At 64.9% G+C, this 20,732-nt stretch carries 31 protein-coding genes; 3 read left to right on the forward strand and 28 right to left on the reverse strand.

What is annotated here, in order from left to right:
* Window positions 1-4: 4 nt before the first annotated feature.
* The 3 genes from AC1DNF_RS18255 to AC1DNF_RS18265 all read right to left on the reverse strand — a co-directional run bounded on the left by AC1DNF_RS18255 (window position 5) and on the right by AC1DNF_RS18265 (window position 2,456).
* Window positions 5-721: a hypothetical protein gene (locus tag AC1DNF_RS18255; protein WP_478150024.1), complete on the reverse strand. Its 717-nt coding sequence runs from the start codon at window positions 719-721 to the stop codon at window positions 5-7.
* A gap of 83 nt (window positions 722-804) precedes the next feature.
* Entirely contained in the window at window positions 805-1,254 is a 450-nt protein-coding gene (locus AC1DNF_RS18260; protein WP_478150025.1) for a hypothetical protein, read from the reverse strand.
* A 77-nt stretch (window positions 1,255-1,331) separates the two neighbouring features.
* The gene (locus AC1DNF_RS18265; protein WP_478150026.1) at window positions 1,332-2,456 is read right to left on the reverse strand and encodes a N4-gp56 family major capsid protein; all 1,125 of its coding nucleotides are present in this window, start codon (window positions 2,454-2,456) and stop codon (window positions 1,332-1,334) included.
* A 571-nt stretch (window positions 2,457-3,027) separates the two neighbouring features.
* Between AC1DNF_RS18265 and AC1DNF_RS18270 the strand changes: the two genes are divergently transcribed.
* Complete coding sequence (locus AC1DNF_RS18270; RefSeq protein ID WP_478150027.1) at window positions 3,028-4,014, forward strand: hypothetical protein; 987 nt, start codon at window positions 3,028-3,030, stop codon at window positions 4,012-4,014.
* A gap of 269 nt (window positions 4,015-4,283) precedes the next feature.
* On the opposite strand, the gene AC1DNF_RS18275 is transcribed toward AC1DNF_RS18270, so the two are convergent.
* From AC1DNF_RS18275 to AC1DNF_RS18315, 9 genes are all read right to left on the reverse strand, one after another.
* A complete protein-coding gene (locus AC1DNF_RS18275; protein WP_478150028.1) occupies window positions 4,284-4,466 on the reverse strand; it encodes a hypothetical protein in 183 nt (60 codons plus the stop codon).
* A 40-nt stretch (window positions 4,467-4,506) separates the two neighbouring features.
* Window positions 4,507-4,767 carry a hypothetical protein gene (locus AC1DNF_RS18280; RefSeq protein ID WP_478150029.1) on the reverse strand — a complete coding sequence of 87 codons (261 nt, stop codon included), beginning with the start codon at window positions 4,765-4,767 and terminating at the stop codon, window positions 4,507-4,509.
* 1,292 nt (window positions 4,768-6,059) lie between these two features.
* Entirely contained in the window at window positions 6,060-6,284 is a 225-nt protein-coding gene (locus AC1DNF_RS18285; RefSeq protein WP_478150030.1) for a hypothetical protein, read from the reverse strand.
* Window positions 6,281-7,276, reverse strand: a complete 996-nt coding sequence (locus AC1DNF_RS18290) for a hypothetical protein (protein WP_478150031.1) — start codon at window positions 7,274-7,276, stop codon at window positions 6,281-6,283. Before AC1DNF_RS18290 ends, AC1DNF_RS18285 begins: the two co-directional genes overlap by 4 nt.
* Window positions 7,263-9,680, reverse strand: coding sequence for a portal protein (locus AC1DNF_RS18295; protein WP_478150032.1), 2,418 nt, complete (start codon window positions 9,678-9,680; stop codon window positions 7,263-7,265). Before AC1DNF_RS18295 ends, AC1DNF_RS18290 begins: the two co-directional genes overlap by 14 nt.
* The gene (locus tag AC1DNF_RS18300) at window positions 9,680-10,168 is read right to left on the reverse strand and encodes a hypothetical protein (protein ID WP_478150033.1); all 489 of its coding nucleotides are present in this window, start codon (window positions 10,166-10,168) and stop codon (window positions 9,680-9,682) included. The genes AC1DNF_RS18295 and AC1DNF_RS18300 overlap by 1 nt, the downstream gene beginning before the upstream one ends.
* Complete coding sequence (locus AC1DNF_RS18305; protein ID WP_478150034.1) at window positions 10,165-10,365, reverse strand: hypothetical protein; 201 nt, start codon at window positions 10,363-10,365, stop codon at window positions 10,165-10,167. Before AC1DNF_RS18305 ends, AC1DNF_RS18300 begins: the two co-directional genes overlap by 4 nt.
* Entirely contained in the window at window positions 10,362-11,831 is a 1,470-nt protein-coding gene (locus AC1DNF_RS18310) for a terminase large subunit domain-containing protein (RefSeq protein ID WP_478150035.1), read from the reverse strand. Before AC1DNF_RS18310 ends, AC1DNF_RS18305 begins: the two co-directional genes overlap by 4 nt.
* The gene (locus AC1DNF_RS18315; RefSeq protein ID WP_478150036.1) at window positions 11,824-12,348 is read right to left on the reverse strand and encodes a terminase small subunit-like protein; all 525 of its coding nucleotides are present in this window, start codon (window positions 12,346-12,348) and stop codon (window positions 11,824-11,826) included. Before AC1DNF_RS18315 ends, AC1DNF_RS18310 begins: the two co-directional genes overlap by 8 nt.
* 542 nt (window positions 12,349-12,890) lie before the next feature.
* Here AC1DNF_RS18315 and AC1DNF_RS18320 point away from each other — a divergent pair.
* A complete protein-coding gene (locus AC1DNF_RS18320; RefSeq protein WP_478150037.1) occupies window positions 12,891-13,169 on the forward strand; it encodes a DUF3606 domain-containing protein in 279 nt (92 codons plus the stop codon).
* 52 nt (window positions 13,170-13,221) lie between these two features.
* Here the strand turns inward: AC1DNF_RS18320 and AC1DNF_RS18325 are convergent, their stop codons facing one another.
* From AC1DNF_RS18325 to AC1DNF_RS18340, 4 genes are all read right to left on the reverse strand, one after another.
* A complete protein-coding gene (locus AC1DNF_RS18325) occupies window positions 13,222-13,614 on the reverse strand; it encodes a response regulator (protein ID WP_478150038.1) in 393 nt (130 codons plus the stop codon).
* 87 nt (window positions 13,615-13,701) lie between these two features.
* Window positions 13,702-13,992, reverse strand: coding sequence for a hypothetical protein (locus tag AC1DNF_RS18330; RefSeq protein ID WP_478150039.1), 291 nt, complete (start codon window positions 13,990-13,992; stop codon window positions 13,702-13,704).
* A gap of 81 nt (window positions 13,993-14,073) precedes the next feature.
* The gene (locus tag AC1DNF_RS18335) at window positions 14,074-14,337 is read right to left on the reverse strand and encodes a hypothetical protein (protein WP_478150040.1); all 264 of its coding nucleotides are present in this window, start codon (window positions 14,335-14,337) and stop codon (window positions 14,074-14,076) included.
* Window positions 14,338-14,416: 79 nt separating this feature from the next.
* Window positions 14,417-14,653, reverse strand: a complete 237-nt coding sequence (locus AC1DNF_RS18340) for a hypothetical protein (RefSeq protein ID WP_478150041.1) — start codon at window positions 14,651-14,653, stop codon at window positions 14,417-14,419.
* Window positions 14,654-14,786: 133 nt separating this feature from the next.
* On the opposite strand from AC1DNF_RS18340, the gene AC1DNF_RS18345 reads away from it, so the two are divergent.
* Window positions 14,787-15,086: a hypothetical protein gene (locus AC1DNF_RS18345; protein WP_478150042.1), complete on the forward strand. Its 300-nt coding sequence runs from the start codon at window positions 14,787-14,789 to the stop codon at window positions 15,084-15,086.
* Here the strand turns inward: AC1DNF_RS18345 and AC1DNF_RS18350 are convergent.
* The 12 genes from AC1DNF_RS18350 to AC1DNF_RS18405 are packed head-to-tail and all read right to left on the reverse strand — an operon-like array spanning window position 15,081 to window position 20,712.
* Window positions 15,081-15,362 (reverse strand): hypothetical protein, encoded by a 282-nt coding sequence (locus tag AC1DNF_RS18350; protein WP_478150043.1) that lies wholly within the window; start codon window positions 15,360-15,362, stop codon window positions 15,081-15,083. The two genes, AC1DNF_RS18345 and AC1DNF_RS18350, sit on opposite strands and share 6 nt — an antisense overlap.
* Complete coding sequence (locus AC1DNF_RS18355; protein ID WP_478150044.1) at window positions 15,362-15,829, reverse strand: hypothetical protein; 468 nt, start codon at window positions 15,827-15,829, stop codon at window positions 15,362-15,364. Before AC1DNF_RS18355 ends, AC1DNF_RS18350 begins: the two co-directional genes overlap by 1 nt.
* Window positions 15,826-16,200: a hypothetical protein gene (locus AC1DNF_RS18360; protein WP_478150045.1), complete on the reverse strand. Its 375-nt coding sequence runs from the start codon at window positions 16,198-16,200 to the stop codon at window positions 15,826-15,828. The genes AC1DNF_RS18355 and AC1DNF_RS18360 overlap by 4 nt, the downstream gene beginning before the upstream one ends.
* On the reverse strand, window positions 16,197-16,526 hold the full coding sequence (locus AC1DNF_RS18365) for a hypothetical protein (RefSeq protein ID WP_478150046.1): 330 nt from the start codon (window positions 16,524-16,526) through the stop codon (window positions 16,197-16,199). The genes AC1DNF_RS18360 and AC1DNF_RS18365 overlap by 4 nt, the downstream gene beginning before the upstream one ends.
* Complete coding sequence (locus tag AC1DNF_RS18370) at window positions 16,523-16,798, reverse strand: hypothetical protein (RefSeq protein ID WP_478150047.1); 276 nt, start codon at window positions 16,796-16,798, stop codon at window positions 16,523-16,525. Before AC1DNF_RS18370 ends, AC1DNF_RS18365 begins: the two co-directional genes overlap by 4 nt.
* The gene (locus tag AC1DNF_RS18375) at window positions 16,795-17,232 is read right to left on the reverse strand and encodes a hypothetical protein (RefSeq protein WP_478150048.1); all 438 of its coding nucleotides are present in this window, start codon (window positions 17,230-17,232) and stop codon (window positions 16,795-16,797) included. Before AC1DNF_RS18375 ends, AC1DNF_RS18370 begins: the two co-directional genes overlap by 4 nt.
* Window positions 17,223-17,453: a hypothetical protein gene (locus AC1DNF_RS18380; RefSeq protein ID WP_478150049.1), complete on the reverse strand. Its 231-nt coding sequence runs from the start codon at window positions 17,451-17,453 to the stop codon at window positions 17,223-17,225. The genes AC1DNF_RS18375 and AC1DNF_RS18380 overlap by 10 nt, the downstream gene beginning before the upstream one ends.
* The gene (locus AC1DNF_RS18385) at window positions 17,450-17,665 is read right to left on the reverse strand and encodes a hypothetical protein (protein ID WP_478150050.1); all 216 of its coding nucleotides are present in this window, start codon (window positions 17,663-17,665) and stop codon (window positions 17,450-17,452) included. Before AC1DNF_RS18385 ends, AC1DNF_RS18380 begins: the two co-directional genes overlap by 4 nt.
* A 2-nt stretch (window positions 17,666-17,667) precedes the next feature.
* A complete protein-coding gene (locus AC1DNF_RS18390) occupies window positions 17,668-18,522 on the reverse strand; it encodes a hypothetical protein (protein ID WP_478150051.1) in 855 nt (284 codons plus the stop codon).
* On the reverse strand, window positions 18,519-20,189 hold the full coding sequence (locus AC1DNF_RS18395; protein ID WP_478150052.1) for a DNA cytosine methyltransferase: 1,671 nt from the start codon (window positions 20,187-20,189) through the stop codon (window positions 18,519-18,521). The genes AC1DNF_RS18390 and AC1DNF_RS18395 overlap by 4 nt, the downstream gene beginning before the upstream one ends.
* Window positions 20,190-20,191: 2 nt before the next feature.
* Window positions 20,192-20,437, reverse strand: coding sequence for a hypothetical protein (locus tag AC1DNF_RS18400; RefSeq protein WP_478150053.1), 246 nt, complete (start codon window positions 20,435-20,437; stop codon window positions 20,192-20,194).
* Window positions 20,434-20,712 carry a hypothetical protein gene (locus AC1DNF_RS18405; RefSeq protein WP_478150054.1) on the reverse strand — a complete coding sequence of 93 codons (279 nt, stop codon included), beginning with the start codon at window positions 20,710-20,712 and terminating at the stop codon, window positions 20,434-20,436. The genes AC1DNF_RS18400 and AC1DNF_RS18405 overlap by 4 nt, the downstream gene beginning before the upstream one ends.
* Window positions 20,713-20,732 lie beyond the last annotated feature (20 nt).

Below are 20,732 nucleotides of genomic sequence, written 5' to 3' on the forward strand. Positions count from 1 at the left end.
GGCATCAGGCCTGGAGTGCCTTCGCCACCATCAGGCGCAGGTCGCCCACCTTGGTGCTGTTGCCGCCCGGCAGTTCGATGTCGTTGGCCGCGGCGAACTCGCGCAGCTTGGTCGCACTCAGCGTGCCCAGGTCGAGCGTCTGCTCGCCGTTGGTGATGATGAGCGGGTTGACTTCGGCGGCAGGAGCAGAGGCAGCGGGCGCCAGAGCAGGCGCGGCGGCTTCGGCAGCCTTCGCGGCCTCTTCCTCGGCGGCCGTGATGAGCTTAACCACTTCGCCCTCGATGAGCGCTTCGCGATCGTCCTCGTCGTTCAGGTTCCACTCTTCGCGGTCCATGCCGCTGCGAGCGAAGGCTAGAGCCACGACCTGGGCCTGCGTGTAGGTGACGCCGAGCACGTCGAAGGTCGGCGGCAGGGACTCGGAGCCGAGCAGCACCGTGTCGAACACCTTGTCGCCCTCGCCTTCATCGCCACCACCGGGAGGCGCGGCAGGCGTTGCGGTGGGCACAGCAGGTGCGGCGACGGGCGCTGCCGGAGCCGGAGCGGGCACGCCTTCGCCGCTGTACGGGCGGTAGGCATCGGAGATCTCGAGCAGGCGATTGATGGCGCGCTCGTCTTCTACTTCGCACACGACGTCGCCGGCCGAGTTGGGCACGAACGCGAGGCTCAGGCCGAACAGTTCAACAGGCGTCTTTGCGGTGCGGCGGTAGGCATGGATTTGCATCTTGCAGTCCTGGGGGTTGGGTTGAGGTCAAGAAAAAGGGGCCACACCGCTGCGGCCCCTTGCACACGAACCGGGGCGCGCGATCAGCCTTTGAGGGCGAGAAGAACGGTCACGGTCTTGCCCGCGCCAGCCCAGGTCGCGGCGATCGTGGTCACCTTGAGGGCGATCTTTCGGGCGACGGAGTTGTCAGCGTTGAGGGCAACGGCATTGCCGCAGCGCGACACCGAGCCGTTGGCCGTGCGGCCGGGGGTCAGGCCGGCCTCGTAGACCACGCCCAGGTCATCGCCAGCAGCGTTCTCGCTGCCGATCGAGAGCGCGAGCGCGGGAGCGCCATTGCTGTCCAGCTGCGGCGCGAACACGTCGTAGTCCACCAGCGTGACGCCGGGCGGCAGCTGGATCAGGCTCAACAGGTCGCCGGCAGCCAGCGCGGCGACGGGCAGGACGATGGATACGGGGACGCGATCGACATCGGCGTCGTCCGGTTGGGGGACCGAGCGCTTGCCGGTCATGATTTCGGAGAGGAACTTGGCCATGGTGGGCTCCTGATATGGGTGAGAAGTGGTCGAACGTGCTGAACCGACACCCCGGGGTGAGCCGGGGCGTCAGGTCATCAGGCGTTGGGGTCGACGTTGTAGGTGTCCATGGCCACCACGCCGAAGTCGCGGACGGTCGCGCCGTCCTTGGACTTGTAGGTAGCCTTCTTCACACCCATGATCGAGTGCGTGCCGATGGCAACGGAGTTGCCGTGGTCCTTCGTCTCTTCGGTCCAGCGATACCGGGTGCCGGTTTCGTTGTCACCGAAGGCCACGAGGGCAGCCTGCGAGCCCAGGAACAGGGCACGAGCGGCCGGCAGGTTGGCGCCAGCGCCGTAGTCCGAGAACCGGATCACGTTGCGGTGCTTGTGCAGGATCACATCGTTGTACATGCCCATCGCGCCCGTGAAGATCGGGTTCTTCGCACCTTCGGCAGCAGCAGCGGCCTTCTGGATGTCGAGCCAGCCGCCCGTGCCGGCGTCCTTGCGCATCGCGTCCGCCTGGTAGGTGTGCATCAGGGCGATGTAGTGGTCGCCGCCCTCGATCGACACCGGGATCATCGAAAGCTCGTCCGAGCCGTCGCCGCCCATCGTCTCGGCCTTGGCCACGGCCTTATCGATCAGGCGCAGCGTGAAGCCGTCGGCCGTGGTCAGCGAAGCCTTCGACGTGGCGGTGCCGCCATACATCTGATGCATCGCGTCGGGCGCGGTGAGCGCGTTGACGTTGAAGATGGGGTTGCCGGCGCTCCACACCATGCCGCCGCCCGTGCCGCGAGTGCCCGAGAGGTAGATGAAGTAGAGCTCGTCCTGCAGGCGCTTCCACCAGTCGGTGGACACGCGCTTCGCGTCCTGGCGCAGGTTGCGCAGGGTGCGCTTCTTGGTCATGCGCGAGCCGAGGTCGGCGCCACCGCGCACCTGGTCGATGCGCAGGCGGTCGGTGAAGTACTTCAGCGCCTGCTCTTTGCCGTCGAGGGTTTCGTCACCGATCAGCGGCTCCATGTTCATGGGCATGAGCAGGTCAACCATGACCTCATCGCCCGCGCCGGATTCGAGGTCGTCGATGCGCTGGATGGGGAGGCGAGCGTCCTTGCCCTCGCCGACGAACTTCTTCGCCCAGTAGGACGCTTTGTTGATGGCGACGGCCATCAACGAGGCCCACTTCTTGACTGCTTGTGGGTCGTTGACCCCGATCAGAGTACGCACAGTACACGCTCCTTTGCCGACTCAGCGGCGAGGTAGCGCGTCTTGCGCATAACCCGGGACAACCCCCGGTGGCCTGAGCCCGCTCCCGCTTGCGCGCGTCTGCGGACTCAATTGCTCAGTAGCCTATATCAGACTTTTCTAAAATCAACACCCCTCGGGGATCGCTGCTGCAGAGATGGGGACTCGGCAAAACGCGCCCGGTACTCCGCAGCGAGAGCCAATTCACAATACGAGCGGAGTTCTGGCAACAGCCGCAGCAGGTTCGAGATACATCACCCACTGTCAGTCCAAACGCGCATTAATGACCGGCCAGTCAGAAATAAGTACTGGTTTCTACGGATAATAATCACTGGATGCATGAACAGGCCTCATAATCCTGGAGGCCAAAAAAAATGCCGCACCCATTAAACAATGGGTGCGGCATTTTTGAAGCTACGAGGTGCCCGCTTGAATCTTGGCGGATGGGCGGTCACCACTTGTTTGTGCGCCTGTGATTATATGAATCCCGGAATCCGGGGTCAACGGCTGTTACACGACGGCCGCAGGCGCTAGCATTGTTAAGGATGCCCTGATGCGCCCAGAACTCCCAACGGCACTTGAAGCCGACGCCACGATCCATCTCATCGCTTACTGTCCCTTCGAGTCCCAGTTTCGATCCCCCGTGGCCGACGTCGTTATTCAGGTCGAAACTACGGAAGCGTTTGCTCTCAGGCCGCTCTACTCCAGCGCATTGGTGATTGCGCCGGACGAGTTTGGTCAGATCTTCGGCAAGTACGAACTCCCCGAGGCGGAATCCTCTTGGGCAACGTGCGGATTGAACGGGTGCACGAAGCGCCATCGCTTCGGCTACCTAATCCGAAAGACGAACGGCCAGGAAACGAACTGCGGTCAGGACTGCGGTCTGCGCAAATTTGGCGTCAAGTTCACCGAAGTGGTCGCGCAAATGGAGCGCCAGTTCAGCGAGCAAGCCCGCCAGAGAGTGCTGGTCGATTTAATTGAGCAGCGAGCGACTCTGGTTAGACGAGCGGAGCTGCTGTTGCCGCGAGTCAAGTCTGCCGCAGAGGCGATGCGGAAGTTCTTCGCCGATTTCCAGAGTAAGGATCGATTCTGGGCGCAGCTCCAGGGAGTTGCTCGGCTGAATGGCGAGATCCGAACGGCCCAAGACGAAACGCAGCGAGGTGGGTCGGGCCGCGCCGCAGTGTCGATGGTGACGATCGGTCGCCTAGAAGGCGCGTCGGTGCTCCTGTCGTCGAATGTGCAGGGCCACGAACGCGGCATCGCCTTCCGGGTGCTCCCATGGCTTCGAGACGTCCTTGGCGCGCCCGGCATCGAATTGCTTAATCAGGATGCGCTGGAGAAGTTGCTTGGCGACGCCGGCCCGATGCGGGACGTGCTGACGGGGGCGGAGGATTTCATCGCGGAGTCGGCACGCTTTCTCCAGCCCAGAAACCTTGCCCAGCTGGAGCTGATCAGGACACACCTCATGCCGAGCCATGGCGAACAGAAGGCGCTCAAGCGCGCGGTGAAGCGCTGGGTTGAAGGCATTCGGGAGCCGTGAAGGGCAAAATCTGCGCGGATCAAAGGAGACTCTTTCGGACGACGGCAATTTGCTCGACCCCGACTATTTCTCGACGCTAGCTGGCCTACATGCAGATCCCAGCCAACCTACCGGCCGTCAAAGCGGAGCGCATAACACGGCACGCCGGCAAGCACGAAGGGTCCCTCGGAAGATGCTCAGAGGCGGCATGGGCCCATGCCTACCCTTCATTTCTGCCGATAGCTGCCGTTCGCCGACGGGTCCGGGGTCGCTCAGTCACAGGCCGTCGATCACGCCTCGCGCGCTGAAAGCAGCAACCCGTTCTTCGGCTCGTCGTTGGCGCTCACGCTGGGCTTGTCGACCACCACGTCCTCAGCGAGGGTCAGCTTCAGCCGCGCGGTGCGGCCTGACTTGTCCTCGAGGCTGAGCGAGATGCGTCCGTTGTCGAACGAGACGCGCTCGCCGGAGCGCAACCTGCGAGTGAGCGTGTGCGTCTTCGCGCGGTCGCCGGGCTCACAGGCCGACGCTTGCTCGCCGTGAGGGCGTATCACCAGCGATCGAAGAGTACTTTGCGGAGTTCTGAGCGTCGCCGATTCGTATCCCCGACGCTGCATGACCCTTTGGCGTCACACGCATTACCGTGGCGTGGCCCGAATACTTGGCATGACCCCGCGCGCCCAAGAAAGTGGAATAAGGAGGGATATCCGCCTCAATCAGTTCGGCGGCGCGAAGCGCGCAGCATTTCTCAATGTCATCGTCTTCCTCGATCTTCATGGGAAGCTGAGCGCAGCAGAGTTGCGCTAACAAATGCATGGGCATTGATCGCCTCCTGATTCTGACCTTGCTTGGATTCCCATTTCGCGACTACTAGGCCGACCACCGCCTGACTTTCTCTCAAGCGCCCTGCCTCCTCAGAATGCGTGCAATGGAGGCGCCAGTGTTCGCCTCGACTCGAGTCGGCACTCATCGCCAAGCTGCTCGGCGCTCGCCCTGGCGCCGATCTCATGAGCCTAGATTCAGGCCTTGCTTGCCCCCGCGGAAACGTATTGCCGCTCTGTGTGATCTGAGGGGTGGCGTGCATGGGCCTCCAACGTCAAGCAGGATGCCGACGGAAATCGCTCGGGGGTGGACTCCCTTGGGCTAGGTGAGCATGCTGGCCGTGGGCAGAACCGCCGACGACGTGCGTCAGAATTGAGTGGCGGCCGGCGAAGCCGGCTCTGGCGAAGGTTCCCGGCGCAGGGATGCGCTCTTGACATGGGCCGCAGCTGCACTCCCAGACTCGCTTTAGATTCCTTTGTCAGTCGAGCCTTGAAGCAGGCGCTGCATCCATTCGCCGAGTCTTGCTAGGCGGCCTCTGACAGTGGCCGCAGCCGCCCTCCGAGATCGGTGCGCTCGGATTTCGTCACAAAGCGCGGCGTTGAGGTTCTCGAGGCTCTCGGAGTTGCGCGTCCAGACCCCATATACCGTGAAATTGCCTCGATTTGAGGGCTCGGTACTGGGGATGATATTGATCTGTTGTGCACCGATCCGACGCAGGAGATGGGCACGGGCGCTCGCGACCTTGAGGATGTCGTCGTGCGTTTCAACGGGCGACCTCAAAGAAACCCTGATCGTCGCTACTGTCGCGAAATGGTTGGCCAAGAATGCGACTATCTCAACGACCACAAGATTTCTCGACACCCGGCTCTGGCGCATTGATAGGGCTGCGGGTACGAAGCGATCGATATGAACGTCGTGCCCATCCCGTAATACGGTCACGGCTTCGACGGTCCCGACATGTGATTCGCCATCGTACAAGTACATGGGCTTCCCGAGTTGGTACGGAGCAAACTCAGGCCCTGCAATGCGGAGCTCGGCGAGGGTGAGAGCCTGCCCTGCACGCGAGTTCCCGGCGACCCGTGAAGGCATGTCGGTCAACCTCGCCCTGCCTGGCCCGCGGCGGTCTTCTTCATGGTTCCTGCCTAGTGAGGGAATCGCCAAAAAACAAACCCCGCAGAAGCGGGGTTGGGTGAACTTGCACTGACTGGCGTTCTGCTGATGATAGGCCATCTTCGGCGAAGCGCTCCTCAGTTGCCGAACGCCCCGCCTCGACGCTTCTCACCTGCTGAAGGCAACGGTTCGTCGTTTGCAGCGGCCCGTGGCTTGTCGACCACGACATCCTCGGCAAGGGTCAGCTTCAGGCGCGCCGTGCGCCCTGATTTGTCCTCCAGGCTGAGCGCAATGCGTCCGTTGTCGAACGAGACGCGCTCGCCGACGCGCAGCATCCGAAAGAGCGTGGTCTGCTTTCTCATGCTCCGAGGTACCGCTCTTGAGCCTCGGGCGACAGCTTCGCGAGCTCGCGCTCGAGGGCCGCGGGCTCGGTGATGCCTTCGAGGTGTGCGAACTCCGACGTGATGCGCGCATCCGCCGCGGCAGGCACGCCGGCCAGGGTGACACCGAGCTGCGAGCGATCGGGCGCCGGGCGGGGCTTCGCTGCGGGCGGGGCTGGAGCGGGCGCAGGAGCCGGTGCAGGCGCCGGAGCTGCCGCAGTCTTGCCGTGGCGGCGCAGCATCAACGCATGGGCCTCGGCCAGCGCCTGCTTGCTGTTGGCGAGGTCGCCCGGCTTGTCGTAGATGCCCTGCTCGGCAAGCTCGGTCGAGAACATGCGCACGGCGCGATCGAACTGCGTTTGCAGCTTCTCGTCCTTCACGTAGTCCAGCCCCGCCGCCTTGCCGAGCTTCACCGTCTCGCGCAATTCGACCTGGTAGACCTTCATCATCTCGTTCTGCTGGATCTGCTGGGTCGCGCGGTCGGTCGCCTCAGCCACCAGCAGTTCATCGAGCTTCGCGCGAACCTCGTTCTTGACCTTCGAGTGGTCTTCCTGGGTGATTTCGCCGTCCAGCAGCTTCTGCATGGACTCGTCCTCGCGGGCATTCAGGGCCGCGCGCTGCTCGGCGATGTCGGCGGGCGCCGCACGCGGGGCCACGAGGTCGGCTTCGGGCTCTTCCTCGGTCTTGGCGCCCTCCCCCTCGGCGGTGGTGGTGGCGGCTTCGCCTGCCGGCTTGTCGGGCGTGGGCGGCGTCGTGGTTGCAGCGGCGGCGGCAGCAGCAGCGTCGTCGTCATCGTCCGTTTCCGCGCCATCGCCAGGCACGGTGGTTTCCTTGCCGGCAGCCGGTGCGGGTGCGTCAGCGGCGCCGCCGAGTTCGCGCGCGATGTCGCCGTCGGTGTCATCGGCCTCGGCCGCGATGAGGGTTTCGCGTTCAACGGCGCTCAGGCCACGCAGGTCATCTTCAGAAATTGCCATCTTGGCTCTCCAGGTTGTGATTGGTGCCCGAATCAGCGGGCGGTGGGGGAACGTTGTCGGTAGGGATCTGCGTCTGCATGCCGCCCTCCACACCAAGCAGCGGGCTCGGGGGAGCGCCGGGGTCGGCCGCGGGCGGGGCGGCATCGGCGGGTCCAGGCACGGCCGGCTGCGCGCCGCCCATCACGCGCTGCGCCATGGCGGCGGGCGCGGGGATGCCTCCGGGATGCTGGTCTTCGAGGCCGGCGCTCTTCGCAATCTCGTCGGCTGCCGGCGTGACGCCTGGCGTGGTGGCGACGATCTGCGCGGCCTGCAGCGCGGAGTACATCGCCTCAACGCGGCCGAGCACGCCGTCCACGTCCAGCTTCGTCATCTGAGAGCGCAGGAGGTCGACCTTCGCCTGTATCTCGGCGAGCGCCGCCTTCGCGGTGTCGGTCGCAAGCTGCTCCTGTTCCTGCTGCTTCGCGATGGTCGCCTGCTCGATCTGCTGCTCTTCGGGCGTCGGCGGCTTGCTCGGGTCGCGCTGGCCGGTGAGCTTGCGGATCCGCGCAACCCACTCGTCCTTGTCCTTGATTTCAGCGCTCTCCACCACGAGGTCCAGCACGTTGAGAACAACCTGGGGGGCGAACACGGCGATCTTGCCCAGCAGGTCGAACATCTGTTCGAGCGCCGACTGCGCGAGCGAGGCGCGGTAGTCCTGGGTGTCGACGATGAAGTCGGCCTCGCGGGCGGTGACGTCGTTGAGGATCTGGCCGGTCGCGGGGTCCAGCTTGTTGACCTGCAGCCACTCGATGGGCCGGCGCTTGCCCACGATGCGCACGGCCTTCTCCTCGGTCCAGAACTGCTCGATGTGGGAGAGGCGCAGCTTGCCGGCTTGCTGGATGGCCAGGAGCAGGTTGTCGAAGAGCTCGCCGGTGACGAGGCCGCCTTGGTCCTGCTTCAGGCCGATGGCCTTTCCGGACTGAGCGTTGGTGTCCTGGCCCAGGTTCTCGTTCGTGACGCCACCGGCGTTGCGCATGAGCTGGCTGTCCTGAGCGGCCAGCTCGAGGTTGCCCTGGTAGTCGCCCATGGCCTTCTCGAACTTCAGTTCCTTCCCGAAGGTCTTCACGATGATGCCGTCGGGTCGCGCTGCCTCCACGCGCAGATCCTCGATGTCGTCGACCGCGCCATGGTCCATCACGATCTTGTTGGCCGAGAGCGCATAGAGCGCCTTCGAGCGGCGCTTGTTCAGGTCGTCCTGAATGTCGCGCATGCCGCGCATCGGGCCGTAGGCGAGGCCATCGCGGGCGCGGCGGTAGGCGTAGATCGGGACCAGCAGAAAGCGGCCATGCGCATACGGGCTCGCCATGTCGATCATCGGCGCCTGCTTGGTGGCCACCATGAGGCGCATGCGCATCTTGACGGCCTCGTAGGTCGGGACGCGCTCGGCGATGGCCTGGGCGTGGCGCTGGTCCTTGGGGTTCACGATGCGGCCCTGCACCTTCCCGGCCGCGAACACCTTCACGCGCTCAGGCACGCGGTACCAGCACTCCAGCAGCTCAACGGAGCGACGGCGGCTGATGTCGTGATACCCGCTGCGGTGCATGTAGGCCGCGCGCTCGCCGAAGCCGGACAGGTTCGAGGTCCCCCACTCCGTGTCGCTCGCTCCCGTGAGGCGCTCCCCCAGGTACCAGATGTCGTCGCCCTGCTCCATCTCGTCGTGGCGCCCGGCCATGGCGCGCAAGTGGGCCTCGTGGCCTGGCAGGAGCGCGATCGCATAGTCGAGGTCGATCACGCGACGGCGGAACAGGTAGCGCGCGTCGACGTTCATGTCGAGGTTGCGGGAGTGGCTGTCGCGGTAGACGTTGCGCCAGTCCTCCATGCCGCTGTAGACGATTTCCTGCTCTGGGTCGGGGTTGATGCCCTCCTCCAGCCAGGACAGGCCCGCGGTGGCTGCCTGCTTGAACGCCTTCGAGCGGTGCCACTGGGTGAGGTTCACGTCGTCCGTGTACTTCACCAGCTTGGTCTTCAGCTCGGCGCCCTGCTCGTCGTCGGGCTCGCGCGGCAGGATGCGGTAGTCCTTGCGCATGCGCTTCTCGGTGCCGCTGATCCAGTCGATGGTCTGCCGGGCCTCGTTGAAGACGAGCGGCGCCTGCCCGCGCTCCATCAGCTCGCGGGCATCCTCCGGACGCCACTGAAGGTGGTCGTAGTAGTCCTCGTCGATCTGCATCTGGATGCGCTCTTCGGCCTGGCGCTCCGATTCGTACTCCAGCAGGTCCATGAGCACGTGGTGGCGGTGCTTCGCCATCTCGTCGCCGCTCGCGTCATTCGGGTTGGCCGGGCCCTTGAGGGTCTGCGACACCGGGTTTTGCGCAATCTCGCCCTCGGTGGGGGGCGCGCTGGTCGTGCTGGAGAGGTCGTCGAACATCAGATCACCTCGCTATGCAGGGTTTGGCTGCCGTTGCGGGCCGTGACCTCGATCCCGAGGCGGTGGCGCTTGATTTCGAGCGCGCTGGGCTGCTCGGACGGCATGAAGATCAGGTCGGGCATGGCCTCGACGACCAGATCCATCATTCGGAACTGCGCGGCCTTGTCGTTGCGGTCGAAGCCCAGCGTCTCGCAGGCATTGACCACACCGGAGAAGAAGTACGGGGTGGGCTTCCCCTCACGGGCGCCGTAGAGGTAGGCGTAGCGCTGGGGGATGACGTGCGCGCCGGTCTCCAAGCGCCGGAAGGCATGGAAGAGCACCATGCAGGGGATCGGGCCGTCCTCCGGGAAGTTGGGATCGTGGGCCTTGAGGTCGAGCCACTGCAGGCTGCACACCATGTCGCCCTTCGTGTACTGGCGCCAGGCGCGCTCGCCGCCGAGTTCGACCATTGGGGTGCCGCGCGGGCCGAGCAGGGAGACGTTGGTCATACGGGTACTGCCTGATGGGGGAAGAGACGGTTGAAGGTGAGCTGCCACGCACGGGCCTCGGCGCGGCGTTGCGCCTCCTCGGCGGCCGCACGGCGCCAGCGCTCGCGCTCCTCCTCGAGGTCGATCGGAGTTGGGACAGGCGCAAGTGCGGCCTTGAATAGGGATACGGTCATGTCGTCGGCTTCCTTGGGGGTCACACGGTTCTCCATGAGCCCTGGCGCGTGCCTTCGCGCACACGGGGCTTCACGCGGGCCAGGGAAAGGCCCGTCTTCACGAGGTAGCGGGTCGCGTCCATCAGGTGGTCGCGCTCCTTCACGATCCGGCCCTTGTCGTCGCGCCGGTAGATGCGGTACTCGTCGACCCAGTTGCGGCAGGACTTGAAGACCTTGAGCCGGCCGGTCGACAAGCGCTCCCACACGTCGTAGAGGCCCGACTCCACGCCGTTGTCCGCGTTGGCGATGAGCAGGCCCAGGTCGGTGTAGCTCTGGAAGAGCTGCTCGCCGTCCTTCTGCTGGCGGCCGTGGCTCGCGGGGTCGATCGCGCCGTGGATCCAATCGCCACGGGCCTTGATGGCAGCCGCATGCACGCTCGGCTCGGCTTGGCCCCGGTAGTGCTCGGAGTAGAGGTAGGCGACGTCCGCCTCACGATCGAGCGCGGCCCACACTGCAGCGGTGCGGTTCCAGCCCACGTCCAGGCCATAGGCACGCGGCCAGTGGTCCGGGATCGCCATGTCGGGAATCACGATGTCCGTCTCGGCCACCGGGTAGATAGCACCCGAACCCAGCGCGGGGATGCCCTTCGTCCGCGCGTCGCGCTGGTGGGGCATCAGCTTGGACAGCAGCTTCGCCTTCGCGGCCTCGGACAGGTGGGGCACGTCATCCCAGCCGCACTGGATCACGTCGCGGCTGATGGCCGGCTTGTCGGGGTTGTTGCTGGTCAGCGCCTGAACGAGCGTGGTGAGCCCATTGAGCGGCGTGAAGGTCAGCATCGAAATGCCGCCCGTCGTCAGCAGCCGGACCTGCCCTTCTTCATACACGTCCTCGGGGCATTCCTCATCGGGCCAGAACACGTCCAGCTCGAAGCCCTGGAAGATCTTGCGGCCCTGCACGTAGCTGCGCAACCAAAGCTCGCTGTTCTCGCCGCTGACGTGCTTGACGGTGATCTTCTCCACCGCGCCTGGCACGCCCATGCGCTTGGTCCAGCCCTCGATGCAGTCGCCAGGGATCAAGCCGGTCCCGTACAGCGTCTCGTCGGTCGTGCCGCCGAGCATCTTGTCCTGAATGATGTCCCGCGTCGTGTCGTGCGTGTCGCCGCTGGCCAGGGCGCGGATGGCCTTCTTGAAGCGCCGGCCCTGCCACCAGTCGGGATAGCGCCCAGTCAGGTGGTAGGTGAGTTCGGTACCGGCCGCGACGGTCTTCCCAACGCGGTTGCCCGCCATGAAGACGCGCTCGTCGTTGAGCGCGCCCGACATGAAGAACTCAAGGTGCTTCGGGTACAGCTCGCGCCGAAGCGGCCCCGTGTCGGGGAACATCGACTCGATGAGGCGCGTCTTGCGGCGGCGCTCCAGCTCGTCGATCAGGCTCGAAAGCTCCACGCGCTGGTCGTGCGTGAGCGTGGCGAGGTCGAACACCGGCGCCTGGCTGGGTGCAGCGAGTTCAAGCATCGTCGCTCGCCTCCTGCGCCTGCGGCCTGATCGCCGACAACTGGATGCCGAACGCAGCCAGCCGGGCCAGCAGCTGCTCGTCGCTGATGGCCTTGTGGTTGACCGTGCCGCCCAGCTCGAGCTTGTCCCCGTAGGTGCGCGGCTTCAGCTTCGAGGCAGCCCATTTCCGGGCGTCCACGCGCAGCTTGTTCCGCTGAACCGCCGTCGGGTCCAGTTCGAGCACCACCTCCCCGTTCGCCCTGGTCTTCGCGACCACCTCGGTTTCGTCCGAGATAGCCACAATCTCGTCGGCCAGGACATCGGCCCTGTCTTCCCTCCCTCGCGCGTACATCTCACTTCGCGACGGATCGGCGCAGATGAACTTGAGGAAAGTGGTGTAGTTGATCCCCCTTTCCTTGCAGAAAGCGTGAAGGTGTCCGCCCCCCGCGATGTAGCCGATGAAGTCGTCGAAGGACTGGGGGAGGTCCGCCTTGAACTGTTGCCACGGCGTCAGCGGCTCGGGCTGCGGAATGACCATGAGAGCCCGCCCTGGTTCACGGGGAACCTCGGGGGTCTGCTCCGGCTCTGCAGTGGCTGCCTGTGCCTGTGGGGACGCCACGCGCCACTTCGTGGCTTGTGGCGTGGGGGATGCGGGGGCCTTGGGCTTCGGTGCCTTCTTGGCGGGGGATGCCTGCTTACCTACTGGCTTCTTCGGGGATGGCTTCGCCTTCGGCTGGGGCAGTGCCTTTTTCTCGGTTTGAGCGCGGGACGGTTTCTTCTGTGGCAAGAAAAGCCCACCGGCGATTAGCCGGTGGGTGAAAGTGGGCGCGTCGTTCCCACAGACAGCAAGCAATCAAAACGCGCTCGCATTGCAGCAATTGCGCGCGCCGGGCGCAAGGGGGGTCGGGTCAAGCCCGTTTGCCGGCAGCCGGGGTGTCACGCGTCTGATTGGTTTCACCTCCTGCCCCCGGGCCGAAACGCCGCTCATCGAATGGGGGAAGGCCGCGTAGGTGCAACATCGCTGCAAGGCGCACCGCTCGCCTACAGACCGCCGGTCAGCGGAAGCGCAGACTACGCGCCATGAAGGAGCGCAAGTACCGTTCGAGACTTATCCAGGTGCTGTCGGCGTCCGAGCGACTGTGGCAGCCCGAGCCCAACGATTGGCTGAAGGAGCACGACATGGCAGAAGACAGGTCGAAGGTGGGCGGGCAAGACCGCAAGCGCATCAACCTCAACGAGGACTACGAAGTGAGGGACTGGATGAAGAGCCTGGGCGTGACCGAAGAGGAGCTGCGGAAGGCGGTCGCCACGGTGGGCGACGAGGCAGACAAGGTACGCGAGCACCTCGGCAAAAAATGAATCTGGCCCGGCCTTTCGAAGCCGCGGTCGGTGTCCAGCTCACGCACCAGGCTCATGCGACTACGGGATCCTCAGTGGATCCAAGCGTCCTGCAGAAGCCCAGGAACTCTTCCAGCTCGGTGGACTTGTCGAAGATGGCAGTCGCACCCGCATCCATGGCGCGCTCACGGATACCCCGGGGTGCATAGTTTGTGAGCATCGCGAGCGGCAGCACGGGAAGCGTCTGCCTGAACTGTCTCAAGACGCCAAGGCCCGAGCCCTCTCGGAGCAGGAGGTCGATCACAGCCAAATGTAATGGGCCGGCGTGCGTTGCAAGCCAAGCCGCCGCATCGCGCTCTGTCTCGACGAATGCAACGACCTCGACGTCGGAGAAGTCCAGCAATGCGGGTATCAGGCTGGCCCGGATAACAGCACTGTCTTCGACAAGAAACGTTTTAACGGACACGGACTGGCCCAAAGATGAGCCATGAGCATGTGCGTCTTCTACACCAACCCCCGTGGGCCTTCCGCCCCTGGTGTTGTAAGCCTAGGGCTACATCGCACCGCCTTCCGTGAGCCTACGAGCCTTCAATTCGTCGGCCAATTTTTCGTTCACGTCCTCTAGCTTTTCGGCCGCGGTGGAGAGCTGCTTCTCCAGCTTCCTTGCCTTCTCTGCGGCGAGGTCCAGGTCCCCGGGGGGTGCGCCGTTCGGCGCTTGGTCGAGCACCGCGTGCACGACCGCCAGGTTGTCTACCACGTGCTTGACCTCTTCGGTCGCTTCGACATTCTGAGCGAGCGCTTCTTCTAAGGGGGCCGACCTTTCGTAGTCTGGGGTATTTGCCATCGTGGACCTCCGTGAGTTTTGCCGCTAATGGTACTGCGCACCCCTTCGCCCCGGAAGGTGCCTTAATGCTCAGGCACAGTTTCATGGCGCGCCGGGCTCCTGAAGCCGGCCATCGCCGATGTCGCGAGAGGTCCAGTCATCGATCCAAGCCTTGGCCTTTAGCTCAAGCGCAGCTCTTGCAGTTGGCCAATCGCGGTTGGGCGCAGCCAGCACGAGCCTGCATTTGTGCTGGCCGTTGCAATGCAGCTCGGCTCTTCCCGAGATCGTGTCCCCGGCAGCAAGGATTTCGAACGACACCAGCCATCCCTTGTATTCGAGGCTGTCTGGTCCTGGTGGCATCGTCATGATGGAGGATAGGCCATGAGGCTTCGCCTGCTAGACAAACTATCAATCCGTGCGGGATTAAGCCTCCCTACCCCCAGGGCTAAGCCCCATATCGCGATCGCACTGGGTCTGGGCCAAAGTATCGCAGCGCCTTGAGGCCAAGTGCCGTCACGAGATCGACCCGAACAGCCTGAGTTCCGGCCAGCGCGAGTGGGGGAAAGCCACAAATGATGTAGCCGGCGTCGTGAAGAATCCGTAGTTCCTCCTTAACTGCTGGGTTGACAATTTCCAGCGGCAACTCCGCGTCGGCAAGCGTCTGCATCAATTGCATGGGCATCGCGGAACTCCTCAAACGACGGACCAAATCTTTAATCTAGATTAGTCCAAGCAGAACGGAAAGGATAGCGGAACTATCCCCGACTGCATGGAAATGCGACGCCGAAATACTGTATACTTATCCAGTGTTCTGCGTGGTCTTTCAACTCCGTCGCAACGGGGAAAAGCTCCCCGTCGGTATCGTCCGCTCGGGCCCAACGCAGGGCTATCTGGTCTTGCAGCAGCGAGCCGGTTGGCCGATCCACGACGCCATGCTGCTCAAGGCCCGGGGCTCGACAACGGAGCTTCTCCAGCGCCTCGAATATGCCCAGGTGGTCAAGGTCCGAGGCGGCATCCTGATGCGTGGGTTCGAGATCAAGAAGTTCCACGAGAACATCCCCCAGGCTTGGTGGTGTGTGCCTGGCCGGCTGGACGATCTGACGACCGCCCTATAGGGCGGCGTGCGCCATCAGTCGTTGGATGGTCACAGCCAGGGCGTCGAGCTCGTCCATCTTCTTGATGGCCCACATGCGGCGCTGACCGTGCAGCCCCAGGAGAGGGCCGCGGTGGCAACTCGGGCACAGAGCCACGCTGGTCCACCACTGGCCTTGCTTTATCTCATGAGCCTCGCTCGGCCCTGATGCATCGCAAACTGAGCAATCGAGCGCTTTGACCATCTCGATGTGCACACGTTCGGCGGCCGTGGGCCCCTTCTTGTTCTTGGACTGCATCAGCGGGGGTTGTCGGCGATCCAGCCGTTGTAGATCTGGTCGAGCAGTTCGAGCATGCGGGCCTTGTCGAACTGAGGGAGGATGACCTGCAGCACGCCGTCGAGCGCAGCGTCGTAGAAGCGCTCGAAGTCTTCTTGGCCCATGCTCTCGAAGGCGATCGAGTGCGGCACCTTGAGGACTTCCATGGTGGTGGGGTCGATGTGTGGGTCGAAGAAGCCGGCCGCGAGCTTGATGGCCACCAGCGCCTTCTCGGTCGTGTCATAGACCTCGTGGTTCTTCTGGATGAAGGACAGGAGCGCGCCGAGCTTGCGGTGGTGCTTGGGGTGGCGGGGGCTGGACCACTCGAAGCGGAACCAGCGGCCGGGCTTCGACCTAGCGAGGCGGCGTTTGAACTTCTCCCACGCTTCCTGATCGGCCGGCGTCGCGCCGCGCAGGCCCTTGTCGGTGACTTCCAGGATGGCTTTCATGGCAGGCCCACCACGTGGATCTCAACTGCCCACGGACCCTCTCGCTGACCGTAGTCCCAGGCGATGGATGGGTCGGCGTCGTCGCGCCCCAGCCATGCGGCGACCTGATCCACGGGCGCCTTGAGCGAAGCCCGGAGGTTGTCGTGCGCGTCGAGGGGCTTCCACCCAGTTGCCGATCGCGGCGACACCCGCACGAGCAGCACCCGAACGCGGCCAGCGGGCGCCGGGATGCCGTTGAGCATCCATTGGACCGCCTCACGCTCGGACTTCACGCGACGTTGACGGGCTCGGAAGTGCTCGCGGTCGTTCTGCCCTCTTCCGGTCTTGAGGGGCACGCTGACGCTCGCCTGAAAGCTGCATCGAACGGTCATAGGGTGTCGTGGAAGAAGCGTTGCTTGGGGAGTCCTCGGCGCCCCTTCGTGAGCGCTGGCACCTTGCTTGCGGGCTCGGCGAACGGGAGCGGGTACTTGATGCCCCTGGCGATCAGCTCGGCGTCCAGGCGCGCCAGAAGGTCGCCGTGCCATTCGGGGTTGTCCTTCGCCATCCTCCCGGCCTGCCAGCGGGCGTAGGCGACGTCGAGCGGGACCCAGGAGAGGATGTGCCGGAAGGTCGCCTCGCGATGCGCTGCAGGGTCAGGCGCCCGCGCACCTGGGAACAGGAGGGGGTTGCCGGCGTCATCGCGGGGGTAGTCCATCACCGAGCCAGATCCCACACCGACTTCGGCGCGTACTTGATGGCGTGCTGCACGCTGCTGACCGGGACGTAGACCGGCGCGGGCGGCTGCTCGTTGCGGAGGTAGCGCGCCGGGTAGTGGTCGCCGGCCTCACGCACGCGGCCCGCCACGACCAGTCGGCGCATCGCCTTCTGTGCCGACACCCTCTCGATTCCGGCGAGGTCGCCTGCCTCACGGGCGGTGATGGAGGGCTCGGCCAGGGGAACCACGGCCGCCAGGCGCTCGAACAACGTCATGGCGCAACCTCGCCGAGCAGGGCCTCGAAGTCGTTCCAGTACACGTGCCTGCTGCGCATCTTCACGGCAAGGTTGCAGGCAGCGTCGATCAGGCTGTTGTGCTCGAGCGCGGCGATCAGGCGCTCGGCAGCCTCGAGGCCCGACACGATCGAGGCGCGCCGCACGGCCGGGATGTCGGGGTCGCCGGCCTGGTCGTAGACCGCATTGCAGGCACCGCGCAGGATGCGGATTTCCGGCGTGTCGGGGTCCACTTCCTCGGCGACCGCGGCGCCTAGGACCACGTAGAGCACGCGGCCGGCCTTATCGACCATGCCGTTGCTGTTGTCGCCAATCAGGGCGTGGATCTGCGCGGCCACGGTCGTCTCGCGCCACTGCTGGTCGATGACGGCGCGCTCGATGAGGCTCAGGCCGGACTGCTTGCGCTTCACTCCCATGACTGCGGCCTCCTGCGGCGCGTGGCCGTGCCGGCGCGATAGACGCGAGTGCCGCCACGGTGCGCAAAGGTGATGAGCCCGGCTTCGGTTGCTTCTCGCGCCGCGCGCTTGAAGCCTTCCCAGCCCCACCCGCAGCAAGCAACCGCCTGCGCGTGGGGCATCGGCCCGAGGGCGAAGAGTTTGGCCAGCGCCTGCGGGCGCGGTATCAGTGGCGTGGTCATGCTCGGTCGGTAGTGATGGGCGGCTCGTCGTTGGCCGCGGGGAAGAAGTCGGCGAAGACCGCGAACTGGCCAGCGAGCGCGCGGGAGGCCTTGATGGCGTCGGCGAGCACTGCCTTGGACGCGCCGGCGAGCTGGCCTTGGTTCAACCGCGCCAAGCCAACATCGGCGGCCAGTTGCTGCGAGTGCAGCAAGGTCTGAGCGAGGGCAGCCATGGTCACGCGGGCACTCCGGCGCGAAGCCTCGCCAGTTGCTCCAAGGTTTCAAGGCTCGGCGGCTTCGTGATGCGCGCGTCTTCGTCGAGCTTCTGCAGGGCAGGATCGCGGCCAGGGTTGCCCGGCACCGTGACACTCGCAGGCGGGGGCAGCGCGGCCGTGGCAGCATCGCGACGCCGACCCTCTGCGGTGGCAAGGGCGTAGGTGAAAGGCTTCTTGCTCTTCAGCGCATGGGCTGCTGCATCAACGAGTTCGGGGACCGTGATGCCAGCATCCAGCAACGCGATGAGCTTCGGATGCGACGGACTGACATCGGCCATGCCAGCCGCCCGCATTGCTTTGCAGGCTTCGCCTGGCGTTGCGCGCGCCCCCTCTTCTGAATGAAATGAAGAAGAGGAGGTTCCGGTTCCGGTTCCGGTGTCGTTGCTGCCCTGTTGGTCACCCTCTGCTAATGCGTTACCACCGAGTGACTTCTTCCCCTTTGCCTTGTGATTCGCAACGCGCACCGCGTTCTTGCGGCGGTAGTCCAGCATTTCCTGCACGCGCAGGACGATGGTGTCGTGGTAGAGCCTGCCGTCTTCGGCCAGCCACCAGCCGCGCATCAGGATCGGCCTAAGCGAGGGCCACAGCTTCGGCGGGATGCGGCACTTGACGCGGATCAGGTTCTCGTCGGCCGGCATGGACCCGCACGGCACCTGGGTCCACGCCATCATCCACATCATCAGCAGCGCGGGCTGGGCCATGGGGACCTCGGAGGCGAGATCCCAGGTGTCCGACTGCTCCACCTTCTCGTAGTCAATCTCGAAGCGCCAGCCTTTGGCGCGCACGTCGGCGGGATAGGGAACTGGGCGGGTCACGCTGCCTCTCTTTCGAGCGCCGGCTCACGGTAGTTGGCTGCCACGATCGCCGCAGCCAATGGCGGGCACACGCTGTTGCCGCACATGCGCACCTGGGCGGTCTTCGTCAGCGGCTTGCCGTCGGCGCCGTGATCGATGCGATAGGACTCGGGGAACCCCTGCGCGCGGTACAGCTCACGGGGCGTCAGCATGCGCAAGCCGATGTCCACGATCGCGTATTCCTCGCCGCGCACGGTCACGAGACCGAAGCGATGCTTCGTGGTGACGGTATGCAGCGGCTCGTCCAGCTCGGGCGCTTGATCGGTGCCGTAGTACTTGATGAGGAAGGCGCGGACCTCGGCAAAGTGCGTCCCCTGCGCGCTGACCGTGTGCAGCGGTTCATCGACGGCCTGAGCGGTGCTGGTGCCGCGCAACTTCACGAGATTGCTGCTGACCACGCCGAGCGGCACGGACCCACCAGGCCGCTTCACGAAACTGCTGGCCGTCACGGTGTGCAACGGCTCGTTGGCGGGATGCCCGGTGCTGCCCGTGCGGAACTTCGTGATGTGCGCGGTGACAAGGCCCTGCGTGCAGCCCTTCCCCACGATCGTGGATACGGGCTTGCGTGCGTCGTGACCGTCGTTGCCGGTGTTGTGCTGCGCCAGGAATGCAGTCACCAACGCATGCTTCTGGCCATCGACTGCAGTACCCAGTGGCTTCTCAAGGCCTGGCACGCGCGGCGCCTGCCCCGGCCGCTCGCCGTAGCCTGTCTGAATGAGCGTCGGCACCGCCAGCGCGAACTCGCCGCCCTTGGTGCTGGCCTTGATCGTGCGCAGAGGCTCGTTCGATGCGTGCACGCGGTCGGTGCCGTCGTAGTGCGCGATAGGCACGATGAAGGGTTCGGGCGAGTCCACGACGTAGCGCATCACACCCCTCGCGACGCGGCGCAGCGTGGCATCCGCCAGCGGCTTCTTGCGCTCGAAGATCGAAGGGCACGGGATGCTCCAGTCGATGCAATCAGCAGCGGTGCGCCACTTCTTGAGCTTGCGCTGGCGCGTGGGCAGCGCATCAGGGTTGCCGTGAGTGGCCACTGGCCACACGATCGGCAAACTGTCGCAGCGAGCAACGAGGAAGAAGCGCTTGCGAATGGTCGGCGTGCCGAGGTCGCTGGCGCGCAGCTCACGGTGTTCGATCACATAGCCCAGCGCATCGAGCGCGGCCTTCCACTCGCGGAAGGTCTCGCCCTTGCGCGTTGGGTCGGGCATGTCGTTGGCATCGAGCGGCCCCCAGGTCTGGAACTCTTCGACGTTCTCCAGGCAGATGACGCGCGGCCGCACTGCCTTGGCCCACTTCACCACGACCCATGCCAAGCCGCGAATCTTCTTGCTCACGGGCTTTCCGCCCTTGGCCTTGCTGAAGTGCTTGCAGTCCGGGCTCGCCCACAGCAAGCCCACGGGCTGACCTTCAGTCACCGCAACGGGGTCGACCTCGAACACGTCGCTGATGTAGTGCTTGGTCTGCGGGTGGTTGGCTTCGTGCAGCGAAATCGCTTCGGGGTCATGGTTGATCGCGATGTCCACGTGACGACCAATGGCCAGTTCAATGCCCGTCGACGCGCCTCCACCACCGGCGAAGAGATCCACGACGAGTTCAGAAGCGATGCCCAGTTGAAACTGCGGGGTCAGCATGCCTACCCCTTCACCTTCCGGCCATGGGTGACGAGGAAGCGCAGCGTCAGGACGTACTCGCCTGGCGCGAGTTCCCCGTCCTCGTTGACGTTGCGCACCGTGCATTCCGGCGCGCGCTGGCCTTCGATCTTGCGAAGCTCAACGATCTGTCCGGAGGGCAGCTTCCACCACTGGTAGAGCGTGGCGCTGTGATGGATTCGCGGGAACGCGGGCGGCTGGTCGACTTTGATGGTCCGAACTGGAATCACAGGCCCGCCTCCGTCGGCACACTGTCAGACAGGACACTGACCAACCCCAGGCGCTGCTCAAGCACCATGCGGACATGGCCCTTCCCGAAGCAATCCACCGTCGCCAGGTACTCGACGTATTCCGACTCGGATTGGAAGCCGAGGTCCACCCAACGGCGGCGGACCCTCTCCTTCAATTCGTCGGAGACGCGCGCCTCCAACTTGGAGGACTTCTTGCCGCCCAGGATGGAGCGGGCGTACATGGGCAGGCTGCCGGTGCTGTCTTCTGTGAGCATGTCGCTTCGTGCGTTGAGGG

Source organism: Variovorax sp. 01T432 (assembly GCF_056398605.1).